The 17,969-nt window shown below is 40.5% G+C and carries 13 protein-coding genes; 7 read left to right on the top strand and 6 right to left on the bottom strand.

Features of this window, described 5'->3' with window-relative positions; all coding sequences use genetic code 11:
* Positions 1–55 precede the first annotated feature (55 nt).
* Together accB and efp are read right to left on the bottom strand one after the other, a co-directional pair.
* The gene (accB, locus tag ACH30E_RS14785; protein ID WP_294996535.1) at positions 56–529 is read right to left on the bottom strand and encodes an acetyl-CoA carboxylase biotin carboxyl carrier protein; all 474 of its coding nucleotides are present in this window, start codon (positions 527–529) and stop codon (positions 56–58) included.
* 295 nt (positions 530–824) lie between these two features.
* Positions 825–1,391, bottom strand: a complete 567-nt coding sequence (gene efp, locus ACH30E_RS14790) for an elongation factor P (protein WP_133475090.1) — start codon at positions 1,389–1,391, stop codon at positions 825–827.
* A 190-nt stretch (positions 1,392–1,581) separates the two neighbouring features.
* On the opposite strand from efp, the gene ACH30E_RS14795 reads away from it, so the two are divergent.
* The 6 genes from ACH30E_RS14795 to ACH30E_RS14820 all read left to right on the top strand — a co-directional run bounded on the left by ACH30E_RS14795 (position 1,582) and on the right by ACH30E_RS14820 (position 12,510).
* Positions 1,582–2,421: a DUF4198 domain-containing protein gene (locus ACH30E_RS14795; RefSeq protein ID WP_490825446.1), complete on the top strand. Its 840-nt coding sequence runs from the start codon at positions 1,582–1,584 to the stop codon at positions 2,419–2,421.
* 97 nt (positions 2,422–2,518) lie between these two features.
* The gene (sucD, locus tag ACH30E_RS14800) at positions 2,519–3,391 is read left to right on the top strand and encodes a succinate--CoA ligase subunit alpha (protein WP_294996543.1); all 873 of its coding nucleotides are present in this window, start codon (positions 2,519–2,521) and stop codon (positions 3,389–3,391) included.
* Positions 3,392–3,827: 436 nt separating this feature from the next.
* Positions 3,828–10,187: an alpha-2-macroglobulin family protein gene (locus tag ACH30E_RS14805; RefSeq protein ID WP_490825447.1), complete on the top strand. Its 6,360-nt coding sequence runs from the start codon at positions 3,828–3,830 to the stop codon at positions 10,185–10,187.
* A gap of 126 nt (positions 10,188–10,313) precedes the next feature.
* Entirely contained in the window at positions 10,314–11,378 is a 1,065-nt protein-coding gene (locus ACH30E_RS14810; protein WP_490825448.1) for an NAD(P)/FAD-dependent oxidoreductase, read from the top strand.
* 170 nt (positions 11,379–11,548) lie between these two features.
* The gene (locus ACH30E_RS14815) at positions 11,549–11,953 is read left to right on the top strand and encodes a hypothetical protein (RefSeq protein WP_490825449.1); all 405 of its coding nucleotides are present in this window, start codon (positions 11,549–11,551) and stop codon (positions 11,951–11,953) included.
* Positions 11,954–12,366: 413 nt separating this feature from the next.
* Positions 12,367–12,510 carry a hypothetical protein gene (locus ACH30E_RS14820; RefSeq protein ID WP_294997117.1) on the top strand — a complete coding sequence of 48 codons (144 nt, stop codon included), beginning with the start codon at positions 12,367–12,369 and terminating at the stop codon, positions 12,508–12,510.
* A gap of 110 nt (positions 12,511–12,620) precedes the next feature.
* Here ACH30E_RS14820 and ACH30E_RS14825 read toward each other — a convergent pair whose 3' ends face one another.
* Positions 12,621–13,067, bottom strand: coding sequence for a hypothetical protein (locus ACH30E_RS14825; RefSeq protein ID WP_490825450.1), 447 nt, complete (start codon positions 13,065–13,067; stop codon positions 12,621–12,623).
* Between the two features lie 103 nt (positions 13,068–13,170).
* A complete protein-coding gene (locus tag ACH30E_RS14830; RefSeq protein WP_294997121.1) occupies positions 13,171–14,316 on the bottom strand; it encodes an MFS transporter in 1,146 nt (381 codons plus the stop codon).
* Between the two features lie 181 nt (positions 14,317–14,497).
* Between ACH30E_RS14830 and aspS the strand changes: the two genes are divergently transcribed.
* Positions 14,498–16,327, top strand: a complete 1,830-nt coding sequence (gene aspS / locus ACH30E_RS14835; RefSeq protein WP_294997123.1) for an aspartate--tRNA ligase — start codon at positions 14,498–14,500, stop codon at positions 16,325–16,327.
* A 181-nt stretch (positions 16,328–16,508) separates the two neighbouring features.
* Here aspS and ACH30E_RS14840 read toward each other — a convergent pair whose 3' ends face one another.
* Together ACH30E_RS14840 and ACH30E_RS14845 are read right to left on the bottom strand one after the other, a co-directional pair.
* Entirely contained in the window at positions 16,509–17,213 is a 705-nt protein-coding gene (locus ACH30E_RS14840) for a hypothetical protein (RefSeq protein WP_490825451.1), read from the bottom strand.
* A complete protein-coding gene (locus ACH30E_RS14845; protein ID WP_294997127.1) occupies positions 17,213–17,545 on the bottom strand; it encodes a PadR family transcriptional regulator in 333 nt (110 codons plus the stop codon). The genes ACH30E_RS14840 and ACH30E_RS14845 overlap by 1 nt, the downstream gene beginning before the upstream one ends.
* Between the last annotated feature and the right edge of the window lie 424 nt (positions 17,546–17,969).

Below are 17,969 nucleotides of genomic sequence, written 5' to 3' on the forward strand. Positions count from 1 at the left end.
AACTCAAAAATGGAGCGACCCCATTTTCAAATTTTCAAATTGTGCCATTTTCAAATTATTTAGGTTCTACTAAGAACAACGGCTGATCGTATTCAACCGGACTGGCATCATCTACCAGTACTTTTACGATTGTGCCGCTTACTTCACTTTCAATTTCATTGAAAAGCTTCATGGCTTCGATGATACAAACCACTTTTCCCGCAGATATCTCTGTTCCTACATCGGCCAGTACTGGTTTATCTGGTGAGGCGCGGCGATAGAATGTTCCGATCATCGGGCTTTTTATGGTGATCAGGTTATCTGCCTTTGGTGCTGGTGCCGCTGGTGCTGCAGGAGCAGCTGCTGGCTGAGGTGCGGCAACAGGAGCCGGTGCTGTATGGTAAACCTGTGCAGCAGGCGCTGCAACGGTCACAGGGGCTTCTTCTTTTTGTTTGATTGTAACCTTACCATCTTTGTCTTCTATACTGATTTCACCAATATTACTCTTATTGATGATCTTGATTAACTCGTGAATTTGCTTTAAGTCCATAATGGCAATTTTTGGGGTAAAATCGGTTAGTTTTAGTCAAATTGGGGGGCAAAATAGCCTTTTTTTGGTAAAAACAGGGATTTTTTGATCTTTTTTGGCATTGCGCTATGCATGTGAATGGTCAATTGTGAATGGTCAATTATTATTGTTAATGGGATTGCTCATGAACATTGAATAATAATTAGTTAGCTATACGACCACACACCCCCCTATTCACAATTCACCATTGACCATTCACAGTTGACCATTCACAAAAAAAGGCACTAAAAGTGCCTTTTACTCAAATTATATCAAATTATTCCTTTACGCGTTCAACGTAATCTCCGGTTTTGGTATTTACGCGGATCAGCTCACCGTCTTCAACGAAAAGGGGTACCATTACGGTTGCTCCGGTTTCTACTGTTGCGGCTTTCAGGGCACGGGTAGCGGTATCACCACGTAAACCCGGCTCGCAATAGGTGATTTTTACCACGATTTTTTCAGGTAATTCAGCACCAATTGGCTGATCGGTTTCAGTATTAATGAAAACAAACACTTCAGAACCATCTTTCAGGAACTGTGGAGCATCAATCATTTCTTCTGCCAATGCAATCTGCTCAAAGGTTTCATTGTTCATCAGGTTAAAGCCGCTCTCGTCTTTATAGAGGTATTGAAAGGCTTTTTTCTCCACCCGTACCGGAAAAATGGTTTCACCACTGTTCCAGGTTTTTTCGATGGAACGCTTATTGTCCACCCCTTTCAGCTTAGCCCAAACTTTGGCTGCTGCACGTGCGGTTTTGTTTTCGCCAAACTCTACCACTGAATATAAACTGCCGTCGAGCTTTAAAATCATGCCGCGGCTGATGTCTGATGTAGTTGCCATATAAACTTTTGTTTCTGGCGCAAAAGTAGGGAATTGGGGGAGATTTGAGGATGTCAGATGGCAGATCGCAGATTTTTCGTCATTTAAGTACCCATAATGCTTCTGTGTATACAGTGCTTTCAGTGGCATCCCCTTCAAGAGAATACCGTATCCATCATTCTTTCCACTTTCGATTGATTATCTTGCTAGCATGAAAAAACTGGTATTATCTGCCTTTTTTATCCTGGCAATTTCGCTGCTCTCTGCCCATGAATTCTGGTTGGCACCAGATAAATACTTTTATAATATCCGTGATATTGCATTGATCCGATTTCGGGTAGGTGAAAACTTTACGGGTGACAACTGGGGTGGAAATAAAGAGCGGATAAAACAATTTATCCATTATCTCCCCGATGGTAGTAAAGCAGACCTATCCGACCGTTTGTCTATGCAAAAAGGCGATTCTGCCAGGATCCCATTGCAAATGGCAGGTACCCACATGGTTATTTTCAATAGTACCAATTCAAAAATTGAGTTAGATGCAGAAAAGTTTACTGATTATTTAAAAGAAGATGGACTGGAATCTGCAATTGCCTACCGCTCTAAATACGGGGAAACGGGAAAAAAAGGGAGGGAATTTTATCAACGATCTGTAAAAACCATTATTCAGGTAGGGTCAACCTTAACCGATGCCTGTACAAAACCCTGCGAATTACCACTTGACATAATCCCTTTTGAAAATCCTTATACTCCACCCGGAATTGAGCCAAGGGGTAATTTACTAACGGTACGATTCAAAGTGCTTTTTAAAGGAAAAACGCTGGCAAATCAACTGGTTAAAATATGGTACAAAGATGAGCAGGGAATAAAAAAAATGACGGAATACCGCACCAATAACCGGGGAATAATCAGTGCTAAACGCTATTCTGGTCCATTTATGGTAAGCACCGTTTATATGGAAAGATTAAGTGAAAACCCGGATGCAGACTGGCAAAGCTATTGGGCCAGCCTTAATTTTGAATACTCTTCTTTCTATTCATCTGGGCGGTAATATAGAAATAGAATGAACAAACTTTGCTTCAATAGGCAACATCCGTTCATTTTCTCCTATTTTTGCGCCAAATTTCAACATACAAGAATCCATTACCATGGCAGTATTAGTGAATAAAAACTCAAAGATTATTGTTCAGGGCTTTACCGGAACAGAAGGTACTTTCCACGCTACGCAGATGATTGAATACGGCACCAATGTGGTTGGTGGTGTAACACCTGGTAAGGGCGGAAGCACACATCTCGATCGTCCTGTTTTCAATACAGTAGCAGATGCAGTAAAAACAGCAGGTGCTGATGTAAGTATCATCTTTGTACCGCCTGCTTTTGCAGCCGATGCAATTATGGAAGCTACGGATGCAGGAATTGGCCTGATTGTTTGTATTACAGAAGGTATTCCTGTTCAGGATATGGTAAGGGTAAAAAATTATATGCTGGGTAAACCTACCCGCCTGATCGGACCTAACTGCCCTGGTGTTATCACTGCTGGAGAAGCCAAAGTAGGTATTATGCCAGGTTTTATCTTCAAACCAGGACGTATTGGTATCGTTTCAAAAAGTGGTACCCTCACTTATGAAGCGGCCGACCAGGTTGTTAGAGCTGGTTTAGGCATAAGCACCGCTATTGGTATTGGCGGTGACCCAATTATCGGCACCCCAACCAAAGAAGCCGTTGAACTTTTGATGAATGATCCTGAAACTGATGGTATCATTATGATTGGTGAAATCGGTGGTAGCATGGAAGCGGATGCTGCTCGTTGGATCAAAGACAATAAAACAAAACCTGTTGTTGGTTTTATCGCAGGTCAAACTGCCCCTCCAGGCCGTCGTATGGGTCATGCAGGTGCAATCATCGGTGGTGCCGATGATACCGCAGCAGCAAAAATGAAAATCATGGCTGAATGTGGCATTGATGTAGTGGCCAGTCCAGCAGATATCGGCATAACCATGGCCGCCGCCCTAAAAAAATAAAAGTCGTAACTTTATATCTTAGAAAGCCTGCCTACAAGCAGGCTTTTTTATGCATTGCAGTCACGCGAAATTTAACAGAACGCTATTGGTCCATAGTCCATTAGCTAATAGCAGATTGATTTGGACATTAATAAGTTCCCCCCACCCTTTCTTATTCCTTATTCCTTATTTCATATTTCTTATTATTTAATCATTACCAAATAAAATACCAACTAAACGGTATAGGTCGATTGGAAACAAGTTTGCAATTTGCACTTGTTATAGAAACTCAAAGGAGTATTCAAACAATTACAAATTGGGGGTAAAGCTTGTGGCGAAAGTCACAAGCTTTCGTTTTTTCGGCTAAACTTTTGTTAATCCAATACTTTAGCTATGAATATGAATGATGTTTGCATCTCCTATAAATAGAACGTATTTTTCGACCAAATTCCATTGCATGCGATCAAGTTTGTTACTCCTTTTACTGAGCTGTTCTTTTATCCTTAAAACCCAGGCTCAACAAACCGATACTAGTTTTTTAAATGAGTGGTTCTCCATCGATACCCTGATCCTGGAAAGAGGACTTCCCAAAACTGCGTTAGAAAAGGTAAATGCACTATATACAAAGGCCGTTCAACAACAATTACCGGCGCAACAGATTAAATGTCTTATTTACCGGTACTCTCTTGAAAACAGTGCAACAGAGAAAACAACCAAAGATGCAGTAGCTGCGCTAACAAAAGAAATTGAAACTGCAAAAGACCCGGTTGCAAAAGCAGTACTTCAGCTATTACTGGCTAAAAAAACCGCATCCTATTTTTCACAAAAACGCTACCAGATATTAGACAGAACCCCTGTTGAAAATGATCAACAGTTAACTATTGACACCTGGTCACTGGATAATTTTTACCAGTTTATTTCGAAATTATATTTCACCGTACTTGAACAGGATGCTTTACTAAAAAGAGTATCGATCAGCTCTTATGATGCTGTTCTGAAAAGAGGTACTAAAAGATTTCCCAACACCAGCATCTATGATCTTGCGATAAATGAATCGATGGAGTTTTTCAAGCTGTCGGACCTGTATCAGATCAATCCTATTAATAGGTTTACTCTAAAAGATGTAAAGGCGCTCGCTATTTTACCCGAATTCATTCAACATTCATTTACTACTACCGACAGTAGCTCGGGTGTATGGATTACCCTCAGACTCTACCAGCAAATACTCAAGCACCATATACAGGATGCAGATAAAAGTCTACTTATATTCCTGGATCTGCAAAGATTAAACTGGGTTAGTCTGAATAGCCAGATTGATAAACAGGAAATACTCCGCGAAAAAAATTACCGATGGCTTGCAGAACAGTACCCAGCTAATAATGCAACGGCAGAAATCTGGTCGCAGGTGGCCCAGATTCATATCAACAAAGCATATAATTACTCAGCATCGGGCGATACCACCAATCGTTTTGAATATATCAGGGCGAAACAAATAATAGCGTCTGTTATTCATCAGTATAACGACAGTGTTTATGGTGTAAAACTTATGAATAACCAATTGGCCCAGATTCAGCAGGTGCAAATGAGTCTTACTGCCGAACAGGTAAATAGTGTACAACTACCCTTCAGGGCAAAACTTGATTACCGGAATATGGATAGTGTATATATCCGTATACTCCGTGTTGATGATACATTCAATAATATGGACCGTGTTTGGGAAAACGGGTTTTGGAAAAAAATAGTAAAGCATAAAATTTTTAAAACACTATCCTTCGCATTACCCAAAACTAATGATCATCAGTTACACAGTACAGAAATAGCATTGCCTGGATTAGCAGCAGGCAATTATGCCATTCTTTGCTCTAATGACCCATTCTTCAACGATAGCCTGAGTAAACTCAGGTACCTCCCGGTAATGGTGTCTAATATCAGCTATATAAAGAATGGCAGCGATTTTTTTGTTGTGCACCGTGAAACAGGAAAGCCTTTGGCTAATGTAAACGTAACCGTTCAACAACAATTCTATGATGGAGTAAAACGCAGATACGATTTCAAAACTGCACTAAAAATACTTACGGATAAAAACGGGCATTTCAGTTTTGTTGAAAAATACAACAGCGGGTATTTCAGGTATCATTTTGAAACAAAGAATGACCAGTTAAAATTCAATAGCGGAGAATATGAATATTTCACTTCTGCGTCAAATGATGATGTGGTGATAGACCCTAATACAGAAGAAATGATACGTTTTGAAAAAGATGCAAGACGCATTTTCTTTTTTACCGACAGGTCTATCTACCGCCCCGGACAAACCGTATACTTCAAAGGTATTGGCGTTACAAAGTCGTATGAAACACGTAATAGTAAAGTACTTACAAAAGATTCAGGCTGGATTATTCTGCGTGATGTTAACAGAAAAAAACTGGATTCCATACGTTTTGTTTTAAATGAATACGGATCATTCAGCGGCAGTTTCAAACTACCTGCAAAAACATTAACAGGTAGCTTTGGATTGTATACAACCGGCATACCAAATGGCTACACTTATTTTTCAGTAGAAGAATATAAGCGCCCTACTTACTCGGTAAACTTTGAAAAAGTAAAAGGCAGTTACCGGCTAAACGACAGTATTACACTTACAGGTAATGCAAAGGCATTTGCGGGCAATAATATCGATGGTGCAAAAGTTCGTTACAGCATAACCCGTTTTACCAGAAGATTTTACCCCTGGTACCGGAGAGGTCCTTCAAGAGGTGATGACAAAAGAGAAATTGCAAATGGAACATTAACTACAGATGCTTCGGGTAATTTCAAGGTTCATTTTAAGGCTAATGCTGATGACATAAACGAAGATGAAAACACCAACACACAGTTTACATTTTCCGTGTCGGCTACCGTTACTGATGGTAATGGTGAGACCAGAACTGCGAATACAGATATTACAATGGGTTACCAATCATTGCAGTTAGACATCAACTCCCCGCGTTTAGCCGACAGCAAAGACCTCAAACAAATTGGTATTAAAACCACCAACCTAAGCGGCGAAGCTGATCCCGCAAACGTACAGGTACAAATATTTTCATTAAAAACACCTGAGAGACTGGTCAGAAAAAGGTTATGGGAAAAACCTGATCAGTTTTTGATGACAGAACAGGAATTTTTACGCCTCTTTCCTCACGATGAATATGCTGCTGAAACCGAAATAACTACATGGCCAATTGCGTCATTAGTGTCAGAGGAATCCATCAATACCGGGAACAGCGCAGGCCTTATGCTAAAACAGGCATTACCGGCCGGAGAATACAAAATTGAAGCAAGCACCAAAGATAAAGATGGTAAAACGGTAAAAGCAGTTCAATATATGAGTATAATGAACCTTGCTTCAAATCAAATACCACACCTAAGCTATCAGTTAATTCATTTGGAAAAAACAACCGCGGTTCCAGGTGATACTGCAGCTTATACTGTAGGCACATCGGCTAATGAAGTATATGTAATACAAAAAACAGAAAGAAAAAATCAGCCTGTTTTAATAGGCTATCAGAACAGGAAAGCAGGTTTTGCCAATAACCAATTTATTCCTGTTGAAAAAGACAGAGGAGGCTTCGCAGTTGCGGAAGCCTATGTATTACATAACCGTGTGTATATAACCCAGACAAATATTGAAGTGCCCTGGACGAATAAATCGCTGGAAGTTCAATACAGTAGTTTTAGAAACAAAACAGAACCAGGAAGCGAAGAAACATGGACGGTGGAGGTTAAAGGTTCAGATAACAACAAAGTTGCCGCCGAGTTATTGACAACCATGTATGATGCATCGCTCGACCAGTTTAAGCCACATCAACTTACTTCACCTGGCATCTGGCAGAACAATTATTTCAATAATACTTTTTCTTCCGGAAGAAACTTTATTCAGGTTGGCGCTTCAGAGAATTATACTCCGTCATGGAATTATTTACCTCCAAGCTATACAACCATTGACCGGCTGGCAGAACATTACAATGATTTTCTGGAAGAAAATATCAGGAACTGGATTACATTGAGAAAACCGGTTATTTCAGATAAACTGGTGAAGTATGTTGACCAGATGTTAACAGCCCGGTACTCATACAATATGGTATCGAGCAAGGCCATTGCAGGCTCTACAGCAGCCGCAAGCTTTCGAAATGATACTAATGCTCCCCCACCTGCTCCATTATATGAAACAGTATTAGCCGGCAGAGCTTCCGGTGTGCAAATACGTGGAAATAGCAGTTTAGCAAACACTAATGACTTAAATGTGCTTTATGTTGTTAACGGAAAACCTGTTAGCGGCATTCCCCAGATTTCACCAGAGAAAATTTTACAGACCAGTGCATTAAGTCCTGAAGCCGCAACTGCATTGTATGGACCAGCCGGAGCCAATGGAGCCATTGTGATTACGACAGCAGATGAGCTATCTCCAATAACCATCCGCAAAAATTTTAATGAAACGGCCTTCTTCTTCCCGCACCTGTATGCCGATTCTTTGGGTACTTATAAATTTAGTTTTACTATGCCCGATGCCCTCACCAAATGGAAATGGATGAGTCTGGCACATACAAAAGAACTGGCATTCGGAACTACAAACAGCTATGTTACTTCACAAAAAACAGTGATGATACAAGCCAATGCCCCTCGCTTTGTAAGAGAAGGCGACCAGTTGGAGTTCAGTGCAAAACTGTCGAACCTAAGTGAAAAAGAATTATCGGGCCAGGCAACACTGGAACTGATAGATGCTGCTACGGGCAACCCTGTTGACGGATGGTTTCAGAATGTATTCCCTGTGCAATATTTTACAGCTGGCGCAGGACAAAGCACTACCATCAAATTCCCCTTCCAGGTTCCTTTTAGCTTCAACAAAACGCTGAGCTGGCGCATTACCGCGAGAGCAGAGAACTATAGTGATGGGGAAGAAAATATGCTGCCCGTATTAACCAATCGCCAGTTGGTTACTGAGAGCTTGCCAATCTTAATAACCAAAGACACCACTCAATCATTCTATTTTGAAAAACTGGTAAAAGCTAATAGTCCAAGTCTTACACACGAAGCCATTGCTATTCAGTATACATCGAATCCTATTTGGGAAGCCATACGCGCCCTACCTTATCTGATGGAATACCCTTATGAATGTGTTGAACAAACCTTCAATCGCTTCTATGCAAACACACTGGGCAATTATATCGTTAACAGAGATCCCAAAATTAAAAAGGTATTTGAAGCATGGCGCAAAGACACAGCAACAGCAAAAAGCAAGCTCCAGTTAAATGAATCGCTCAAACAGATTATGCTGGAAGAAACTCCATGGGTATTTGCTGCCCAAAGTGAAACCGAACAACAGCAAAACATCGCTCGTTTATTCGATGTATTCCGTTTAAATGAACAAACCAGCCAGTTGATTAAAAAACTGCAGGATATGCAATCAACAGACGGCAGTTTCAGTTGGTTCAAAGGTGGATCAGGCGATCGATATATGACTAATTATGTGGTTACAGGACTTGGTAAATTAAAACGAATCGGTGCGCTTACACCAGACATCGCTATTCAACTGAAACCAATAATTGAAAAAGCTGTGAAGTTTCTTGATGCAACCATTAACACAGATTACCAGTACTGGAAAAAATCAAAACTGGATACCACGCAAACACTCATTTCAAACCTGCATATCCAATACCTCTACATGCGTAGTTTCTTCAGAGACATCGCTCCACCAAAAAACAATGAGGCTTATCAATTTTTTTACGATAGGGGCAAGTTTCAGATTCAGCGCCAGTCAATTTATAACAGAGCGCTGCTTGGTCTGGTTTATTACAGGAACAATGAAATTCGCTATGTGAATGTAAACATCCGTAATGCCATACTTGAAAATGCTGTTCAGGAAAAAGGTAAAGCTTCTTTGTACTGGAAAGAAAGGTATACTTACTCCTGGTATCAGACGCCAATTGAGCACCAGGCAACCATGATTCAGTTCTTACAGGAACTGCAACAGGGGCAGCCTATGTCGGATGGTAATAAATCGATCGACCAGGCCCGTAACTGGTTGCTGCTGAATAAACAAACCAATCATTGGAATACCACCATAGCCACGGCCGAAGCCTGCTATGCCCTATTAATGACCGGTTCTGATTTATTATATGCAGATAAATATGTAAACATTCAGTTAGGAAATACCAGCTATTCAAATCAAAATAAAACAACAGAAGCCGGCACAGGATATTTCGAGCAAAGAATTGAAGGAAGATTGGTAAAACCGGAAATGGGAAATATAAAAGTAACCGTTCAAACCAAGGGCACTAGTCAAGCGCAGGGACCATCCTGGGGTAGTGTGTACTGGCAGTATTTTGAAGACATGGATAAGATTACCCGTTCTGCTACTCCGTTATCAATCACCAAACAATTATTTGTTGAACGCAATAGTGACAAGGGAAAAACACTTGATCCGGTGAAAGAAAATGATGCCCTGAAACCTGGTGACAAAGTAGTGATTCGCCTCATACTAAAAACTGACCGCGACATGGAATACCTGCACCTGAAAGATACCCGTGCAGCAAGTATGGAGCCGGTGAATGTACTGAGTGGTTACAAATGGCAGGGCGGACTTGGGTACTACGAAAGCACCAAAGATGCCAGCACCAATTTCTTTATCAGTAATCTGTACAAAGGCACTTATGTTTTTGATTACCCTGTATTCATCACCCATACCGGCATATTCACCACAGGAAATGCCAGCATCCAATGCATGTATGCCCCAGAGTTTACAGCTAATTCGGGTGGGATGAAAATTAGTGTGGAGGAGTGATGTCTGATGTCGGATGGCTGATGTCGGATGTCGGATTTATAGGACATTTCTGGAACTTTATTAACTTGCATTTCCAAAAATGTCAGACATCAGACATCAGACATCAGACATCAGACATCAGACATCATGACCATCGACTATCTCATCATCGGACAAGGCATTTGCGGAACAATGTTGAGCTGGAACCTGTTGCGTGCGGGGAAGACGGTGATGGTGGTAGATGAAGACAAACCATACACTGCATCGAAAGTAGCGAGCGGTGTGATCAATCCGGTTACGGGTAGAAGGATTGTGCGTACCTGGGAGATTGATACTATCATGCCCTTTGCTGTGGCTGCTTACCAGGAATTGGAAAAGGAACTTGGAGCTTCACTGATTCGCCAGTGTAATATCCTAGACTTCCATCCTACCCCTCAAATGATGCTGGCTTTTAAGGAGCGGTTACCGGAAGAAACGACCTATTTGCGTATACCTGAACAGTTAGATGAACTTTCCCGGTTATTTAATTTCAGTTTTGGTGCGGGTGAAATCAATCCATGCTGGCTTATCGACCTGCATACATTGATGCACGGATGGCGGAAACGTTTGAAAGAAGAAAATGCCTTGATGGAAGATACCTTCGATTGGAATGATTGTATTGTTTCTGAAACAGGAATAAATTTCAAAGGCATTAAGGCCGATGCCATTATTTGTTGTGAAGGGGCTGCTGGATTTCAGAATCCTTATTTCCAGATGTTACCCTATGCCCCCAATAAGGGACAGGCAATTATAGCAGAGATCAATGATTTACCTGCAACCAATATTTACAAGCAAGGCATTAACCTTGTTCCCTGGAAAGACAATTTATGGTGGATTGGCTCTACTTATGAATGGGATTTTACGGATACCAATCCATCCCCCGATTTCAGACAAAAAGTTGATATGCAATTGCAGCACTGGCTAAAACTACCCTACAATATTGTAGATCATATTGCTTCTGAAAGACCCGCCAATATGGAGCGAAGACCGTTTGTGGGTATGCATCCTGTACATACTACAGTCGGGGTATTCAATGGAATGGGTACAAAAGGCTGTTCACTGGCGCCCTATTTTGCACATCAATTTTCCAATTACCTGGCACAAAACACCCCTATCATGCCAGCGGCTGATGTTCAGCGTTTCCGTAAAATTTTAAGTCGGGAAAAAAGTTAATATTGTGGTTGGAGAAGCTATTAGGGGTTAGGTATTAGGTGTTAGGTATTAGGAAGAATAAAGTCGAAAGTGTTTTCGATTTTACCTTCACAATCCAATATGCATAACCTAATTGCTAACAGCTAAAGGCTAACCCCTAATACCTAATACCTAACACCTAACTCCCACTCATGTCAACCAAACCTAATCCACAGTACAGTATTCCATTGAAATATCGGAAAATGGAAAACCTGCATATTGTTTTCTGGTTATTCAAAGATATTGCCTGGTGCCTCGGATTTAAAGTGCTTGGTATTACGATGATTGTACCTACGTTAACTATTGCCATTGTAATTAGTTGGCGTACCAGAAAAATGGTCTCTGAACTTTGTCATAATCTGGCCATAGCTGTTTGGATCAGTGCGAATTCATATTGGATGATTAGTGAATTCCTTGGATTTGATGAATTGATTTTCTGGAATAATTATACGTATAAACACCTTGCTTTGATCCCTTTTGGGATTGGTGTAATCATACTAGGATTCTACTACCTGATCTGGCGACCTAAACATAGGGAAGAAAATGAAACTATGTAGCAAATAAACCGCTGAACAAGCTATATTGCCGCCAGCGCACTCATTTTGCCGTTCATAACAGGTACTTTACCGCTTGTGAAAGTCCTGATACCGTTTATCCCGGTTAATATTCCTGCATATTTAGCCTCCATATATCTTTACTGTATCAAAGTAAATGGAGCCTCGCTCCCATGTAATATGAACCACCACACTGAATTTCTGTTTGCCCGTTTCCGTCAGCGCGTGAAACCACCAGAAGTTCTCATCTTCTAAACTTTCCCGTTCACCATTTCCGGAAAAGAACACTGATGAATCTAATGTAAGCATTAGCTACAGCTATACGCTTATACATGATGATCAGTACCCAATGGTGCCGTCAGCGACGGTAAGGGAGTCTTGTATCCATTTAAAAAAATTATACAACCATAACTAAGATGAAACCTTTTGTAGTGGCGATTGCCGGTGCAGCATTATTATTAATTTGTTTTAACAATCCTAAGCAACAGAAAAAGCAATCGACTTTATCCTTGAATAAAAAAACAATCACCTTGTCGGTTGCGGGTATGGTGAGGAGATAGAGCTGCAAGCTTCAAGCTGCAAGCCGCAAGCCCCCTTTAATTCCATTAAAGGCAGAAAGTCTAAAATAAGCACCCATCAAGGCTTGTAGCTTGTAGCTTGCGGCTTGAAGCTATATTCTCCTAAACGTATACCTCGTAATATATCTTCCATCATAACTCGTTGCAACAATTCTATTGCTGTACACGGCTATATCATCAAAGTACATGTCAACAGATGCACCAGTATATCTATCGTACACATTTACTTCCCATATATCATGTGAACGATCGTAGTAATTGCCGTATTGATCGTAATAACCTCCAATTATCGTGCGGATATGCCATGATCCACGCATCAGGTTATAACCGTCATCGTATTCGGCACTACCATCACGGTAAAAATCGAATACCCCCTCTTCTAAGCCAGAGCGGAAATACTGCCAGCCATATCCATCGCTGCGTGCAGCATCTGTTACTACCCATGTACCGGAGATGGTTCTTGGACTAATATCAACAACCGATTTGGTACAACTGGTGAAGAAAACAATAAGTGTAGTTAAGAGTAGCAGTTTTTTCATACAAAATCATTTTCAGGGTGAATGAATTGCTTACACTACAGGTAATTCAATTCTTTTACCAGAATTTGATTTTGTCTGTTTTTTATCGGCTTTTACATTTTAATTAACGTTCCCATTTCATAACCGTTGCAGTAATAGTGGTTGAAAATCCAATAATTGCAATGATGGTAAAAGACCATCGTAGTCCAGCTAGTTCAGCAATAAAACCTATCAGGGGGGGACCTATCAAAAAACCCAGAAAGCCAATGGTAGAAACTGCTGCCAGTGCAACGCCCGGCGCCATAGTTTTAGATTTACCCGCAGTGCTATATACCAGAGGTACAACGGAAGATACACCTAGTCCAACCAGAAAAAAACCAGTAGTTGCGAATACAATTGTGGGAAATAATACGGCAACCGCCAGACCACTACTAATCACAATACCACTAACCTGCAACATCCTTTGAATTCCAAAACGGGTTACCAGTCTATCGCCAAGGAAACGACCCGTTGCCATTGTAGCCATAAAAACGGTATAGCCGAGGGTAACCATTTCTTTTGGCGCTTCTACTACTTTCTGAAAGTATACACCACTCCAATCAAACATGGTTCCTTCACATACCAGACACCCAAATGCTATCAGACCAAGTTTAAGAATTGTAGCATCTGGTCGGGCAAAAATGGGTTGTTTATTTTCAGGTTTGGTATCATTTGGCAGAATATATCTCTGTGCAATAAGCACTACTATCAATGAGGAAATACAGATTATGATGAAATGATACAAAGGATTAATGCCTTGGGCAATCAGGAATGTACCGATAGCTGCACCTGAAAAACCAGCTAGGCTCCAGATTCCGTGGAAAGTTGCCATGATAGATCGTTGGTATAAAAACTCTACCCCAACTGCCTGTGTATTGGCCGAAATATTATACATATTACCAAAAACACCGAAACAAAATAATACCGCGGCGAGCTGCCAACTGGAGGTTACTGCACCTATCAGTATCAGCATAAGCGGATAAAGAACTGCAGCAATCGTTATCATGGTTTTACTGCTAAAGCGGGTTACTGCCCAACCCGATAAAGGCAAACTCAGCATAAGACCGGAAGGCAAGGCTAGTAATACTGCTCCTAAACCAGCATCACTCAGCCCCAATTTAAGTTTGATATCGGGTATCCGACTGGCCCAACTGGCGAAACATAAACCTGCCATAAAAAAGAAAATAGCCACCGCTATCCGGTGGGCCGTACGTGTTCTGGTTGCCTGCATGCAACAAAGATGAGATAAAACCGCTGTTTTTTCAAGACTTCCGTATGCGCGGCTTCCCCCTTTTAAAGTATATTTGCGACCTTGTTCAGTGAATGATTCTGTTTGAGCCAGTAGAAAAAGAATGCCTTACAACGCATTTTGCAAATCACAGATCATCAAATCAAAAAATCAAAGATTTCTTATGTTCCGTACACACACATGTGGAGAGTTAAGGGCCGGTGACGCAGGGAAAAATGTTACCCTTGCCGGTTGGGTACAAACCGTTCGAAAATTTGGCGCAATTACTTTTGTTGACCTTCGTGACCGCTATGGTATTACGCAGTTATTATTTGGAGAAGAATTGAATGCAGAACTTGATGCACAACCATTAGGCCGCGAATTCGTTCTGCAGGCTGTAGGTGTTGTTGCTGAACGTAGCAATAAGAATCCGAATATTCCTACCGGTGATATTGAAATTAATATCAGCAGTTTTACCATATTGAATAAATCTGCCGTACCACCATTTACCATACAGGATGATACCGACGGTGGCGACGATCTTCGCATGAAATACCGCTTCCTGGATCTGCGCAGGAATGCCATTAAGAAAAACCTGGAACTGCGTTATGCAGTAAACCGTTCTGCAAGAAATTATTTGCATGAAAATAATTTCATGGATATCGAAACTCCTTTCCTGATTAAATCTACCCCGGAAGGTGCAAGAGATTTTGTGGTTCCTTCCAGAATGAATCCAGGGCAGTTTTATGCCTTACCTCAATCACCACAAACCTTTAAACAATTGTTGATGGTAAGTGGATACGACCGCTATTATCAGGTGGTAAAATGTTTCAGGGATGAAGACCTTCGTGCTGATCGTCAGCCAGAGTTTACTCAGATAGACTGTGAAATGGCTTTTGTAGAACAGGAAGATATCTTGAACATGTTTGAAGGAATGGTGAAACGTATATTCAAGGATGTAAAAAATATCGACTATACAGAAAAAGTAGAACGCATGAGCTGGGAAGATGCCATGTGGATCTATGGTAATGATAAACCAGATATCCGTTTTGGCATGCAGATCGCCAACCTGAAATCTGCTTTCCTGAAAGGTGGTAAAATAAATGCTACCGGAGAACTGATCAATGGCGCAGGTTTTGGGGTATTTGATAATGCAGAAACCGTATTGGCTATTGCAGCACCAGGCTGTAGTGAATATACCCGTAAACAAACCGATGAGCTAACCGAATGGGTAAAAAGACCACAGATTGGTATGCAGGGATTGGTATACATCAAATGCAATGCAGACGGTACTTATAAAAGCAGTGTAGACAAATTTTATACCGAAGATAAACTCAAAGCCATTGCAGATGCCGCCGGTGCTAAAGCAGGCGATCTGGTATTGATTCTCGCAGGAAGAGAAGAAAGAACCAGGAAAGCTACCAGTGAATTACGCCTTGAAATGGGTAGAAGACTGGGCATGCGCAAAGACGATGAGTTTAAATTATTATGGGTGCTCGATTTCCCTTTATTTGAATACGATGAAGAAGGAAACAGATGGGTAGCTCGTCACCATCCATTCACTTCTCCTAAGCCTGATCAGATTGCTACGATGATCAATAACAATCCTGTTATTGAAAATGCAGATAAATACCTGGAACACCCCTATTCCAATATTAAAGCTAATGCCTATGATATGGTGTTGAATGGTAATGAAATTGGTGGTGGTTCTATCCGTATTTATCAGCGTGAGTTACAGGAGAAAATGTTTGCAGCACTGGGCATGAGTGAAGAAGAAGCACAACATAAATTCGGTTTCTTACTGGGTGCATTTGAATACGGAGCCCCACCTCATGGTGGTATTGCTTATGGCTTCGATCGCCTTTGTGCCATCTTAGGTGGAAGTGAAAGTATCCGCGATTTTATTGCCTTCCCAAAAAATAATAGTGGCAGAGATGTGATGCTGGATGCACCAAGCACTATTGATGCACAACAATTCGATGAATTACAAATAAAACTGGATCTGAAAAATTAAGGTTGATTTTATTAAGCCACAGATTATAAACGATTAATCTGTGAATCTGTGGCTTAATAAATCTCACCCCGCTAAACTCAAACTTTTTGAAGGTTTAAGAACTTTCCAAAAGTGCCAACCTCAAATCTGCCATCTGCCATCTGACATCCAAAAATCACAATCTGTGAATCTGTGGCTTATTTTATTGTGCAAACACAGCAGGATATTGCTTCTTTGCCGAATCATTTACATGAACCAACATTTCTTTACGCACTAACATAGAGATGGTATAGATAATGAATATCAGCATCACAAAATAATAATCATATATATGCACCACTTCCTTATCGATAAAATATAAAAATCCTTTCTCATTAGCTCTTATAACCATCTGAATCATAAAATAGAAAGGAAAAAAACTATACTCAAAAAATTGGGTATCGGTCATCATTAATTTTTTCAGCCGCTGTTTCCTGTATTTACGTTTGGCAAATTCGAACCAGAAAATATAAAAAACCATTATCATTCCTATTACCAATACCATATAAGGTAAAACAGTTTCAGGTAATAATCGTTCTATGCTTATCGCTACGACTACAAGAAAAACAGTAAATATAATTTTGGGCATAGTAAAATAAGACCAGAAAAGTTTTCTACGCATTTTTCCATATTGCTTGCGCATTGCATTTGTTTTCTCCTCTACCATTTCCCTCAGGCCAAAAATACCAAATGAGCGATGCACTTCTTCCAAAGCTTCTTTAAATGAGATGGAGGGGTTATTACTCATTTTTTCCTCTATTGCATTAGCAACATGATCTACTATCTCTACCTGCAAATCATAATATATTATCCTCTTTCGCTCACAATAAGCGTATAGCTCTTTTATATGCTCGTCAGACAACATCATTATACAGTTTTAGGTTGAAAAATCAAGGTCAGGTTATCTAAAAAAGATTGTAACTCTGATTGAACCTGCACCGTTTGTTTTTTGCCCGCTTTTGTCAATGAATAATATTTACGCATTCTATTTCCTACCGATTCTATTTCCGTTTCAAGTAAGCCCTCTTCTTCTAACCTATGTAATAGCGGATACAAAGCCCCTTCAGTTATCGATAAATGTCCCTTGGTTATCTCCTTGGCCTGCTGGGTAATCTGGTATCCATACATTCTCCCATTTTCTTTAAGCATTTGCAGGATAATCGGTTCAAGGCAACCCTTATACAGTGCGGTCTTATTCATAGAATAAAAATACAACAATTTGGAATATACCTAAGAAAGTTATGTATCTGTTTTTTAGACCCTAATTTGAACCCTGTGTGATGCCAGACGCCAAGCAGCATTGATGTACCACAATTTGACGAGTTACAAATTAAACTGGATCTGAAAAATTAAGGTTGATTTATATAAGCCACAGATTCACAGATTATAAATGATTAATCTGTGAATCTGTGGCTAAACAAACGCCACCGGAGCAACTAACTAAATTGTGAACCCGCCTAAACTCAAACTTTTGGAAAGTTCTAAAACTTTCCAAAAGTGCCCTCCTCAAATCCGACATCAGACATCAGACATTAATCCCCTCGCTTTTGGAGACCCCATTTTATTTCTGTATCTTCAACTAGGTTGCTTCCCCATTGTAGGGAATGCAACTTTTTTTGTTTAT

Source organism: Sediminibacterium sp. FW305-C-61 (assembly GCF_058231065.1).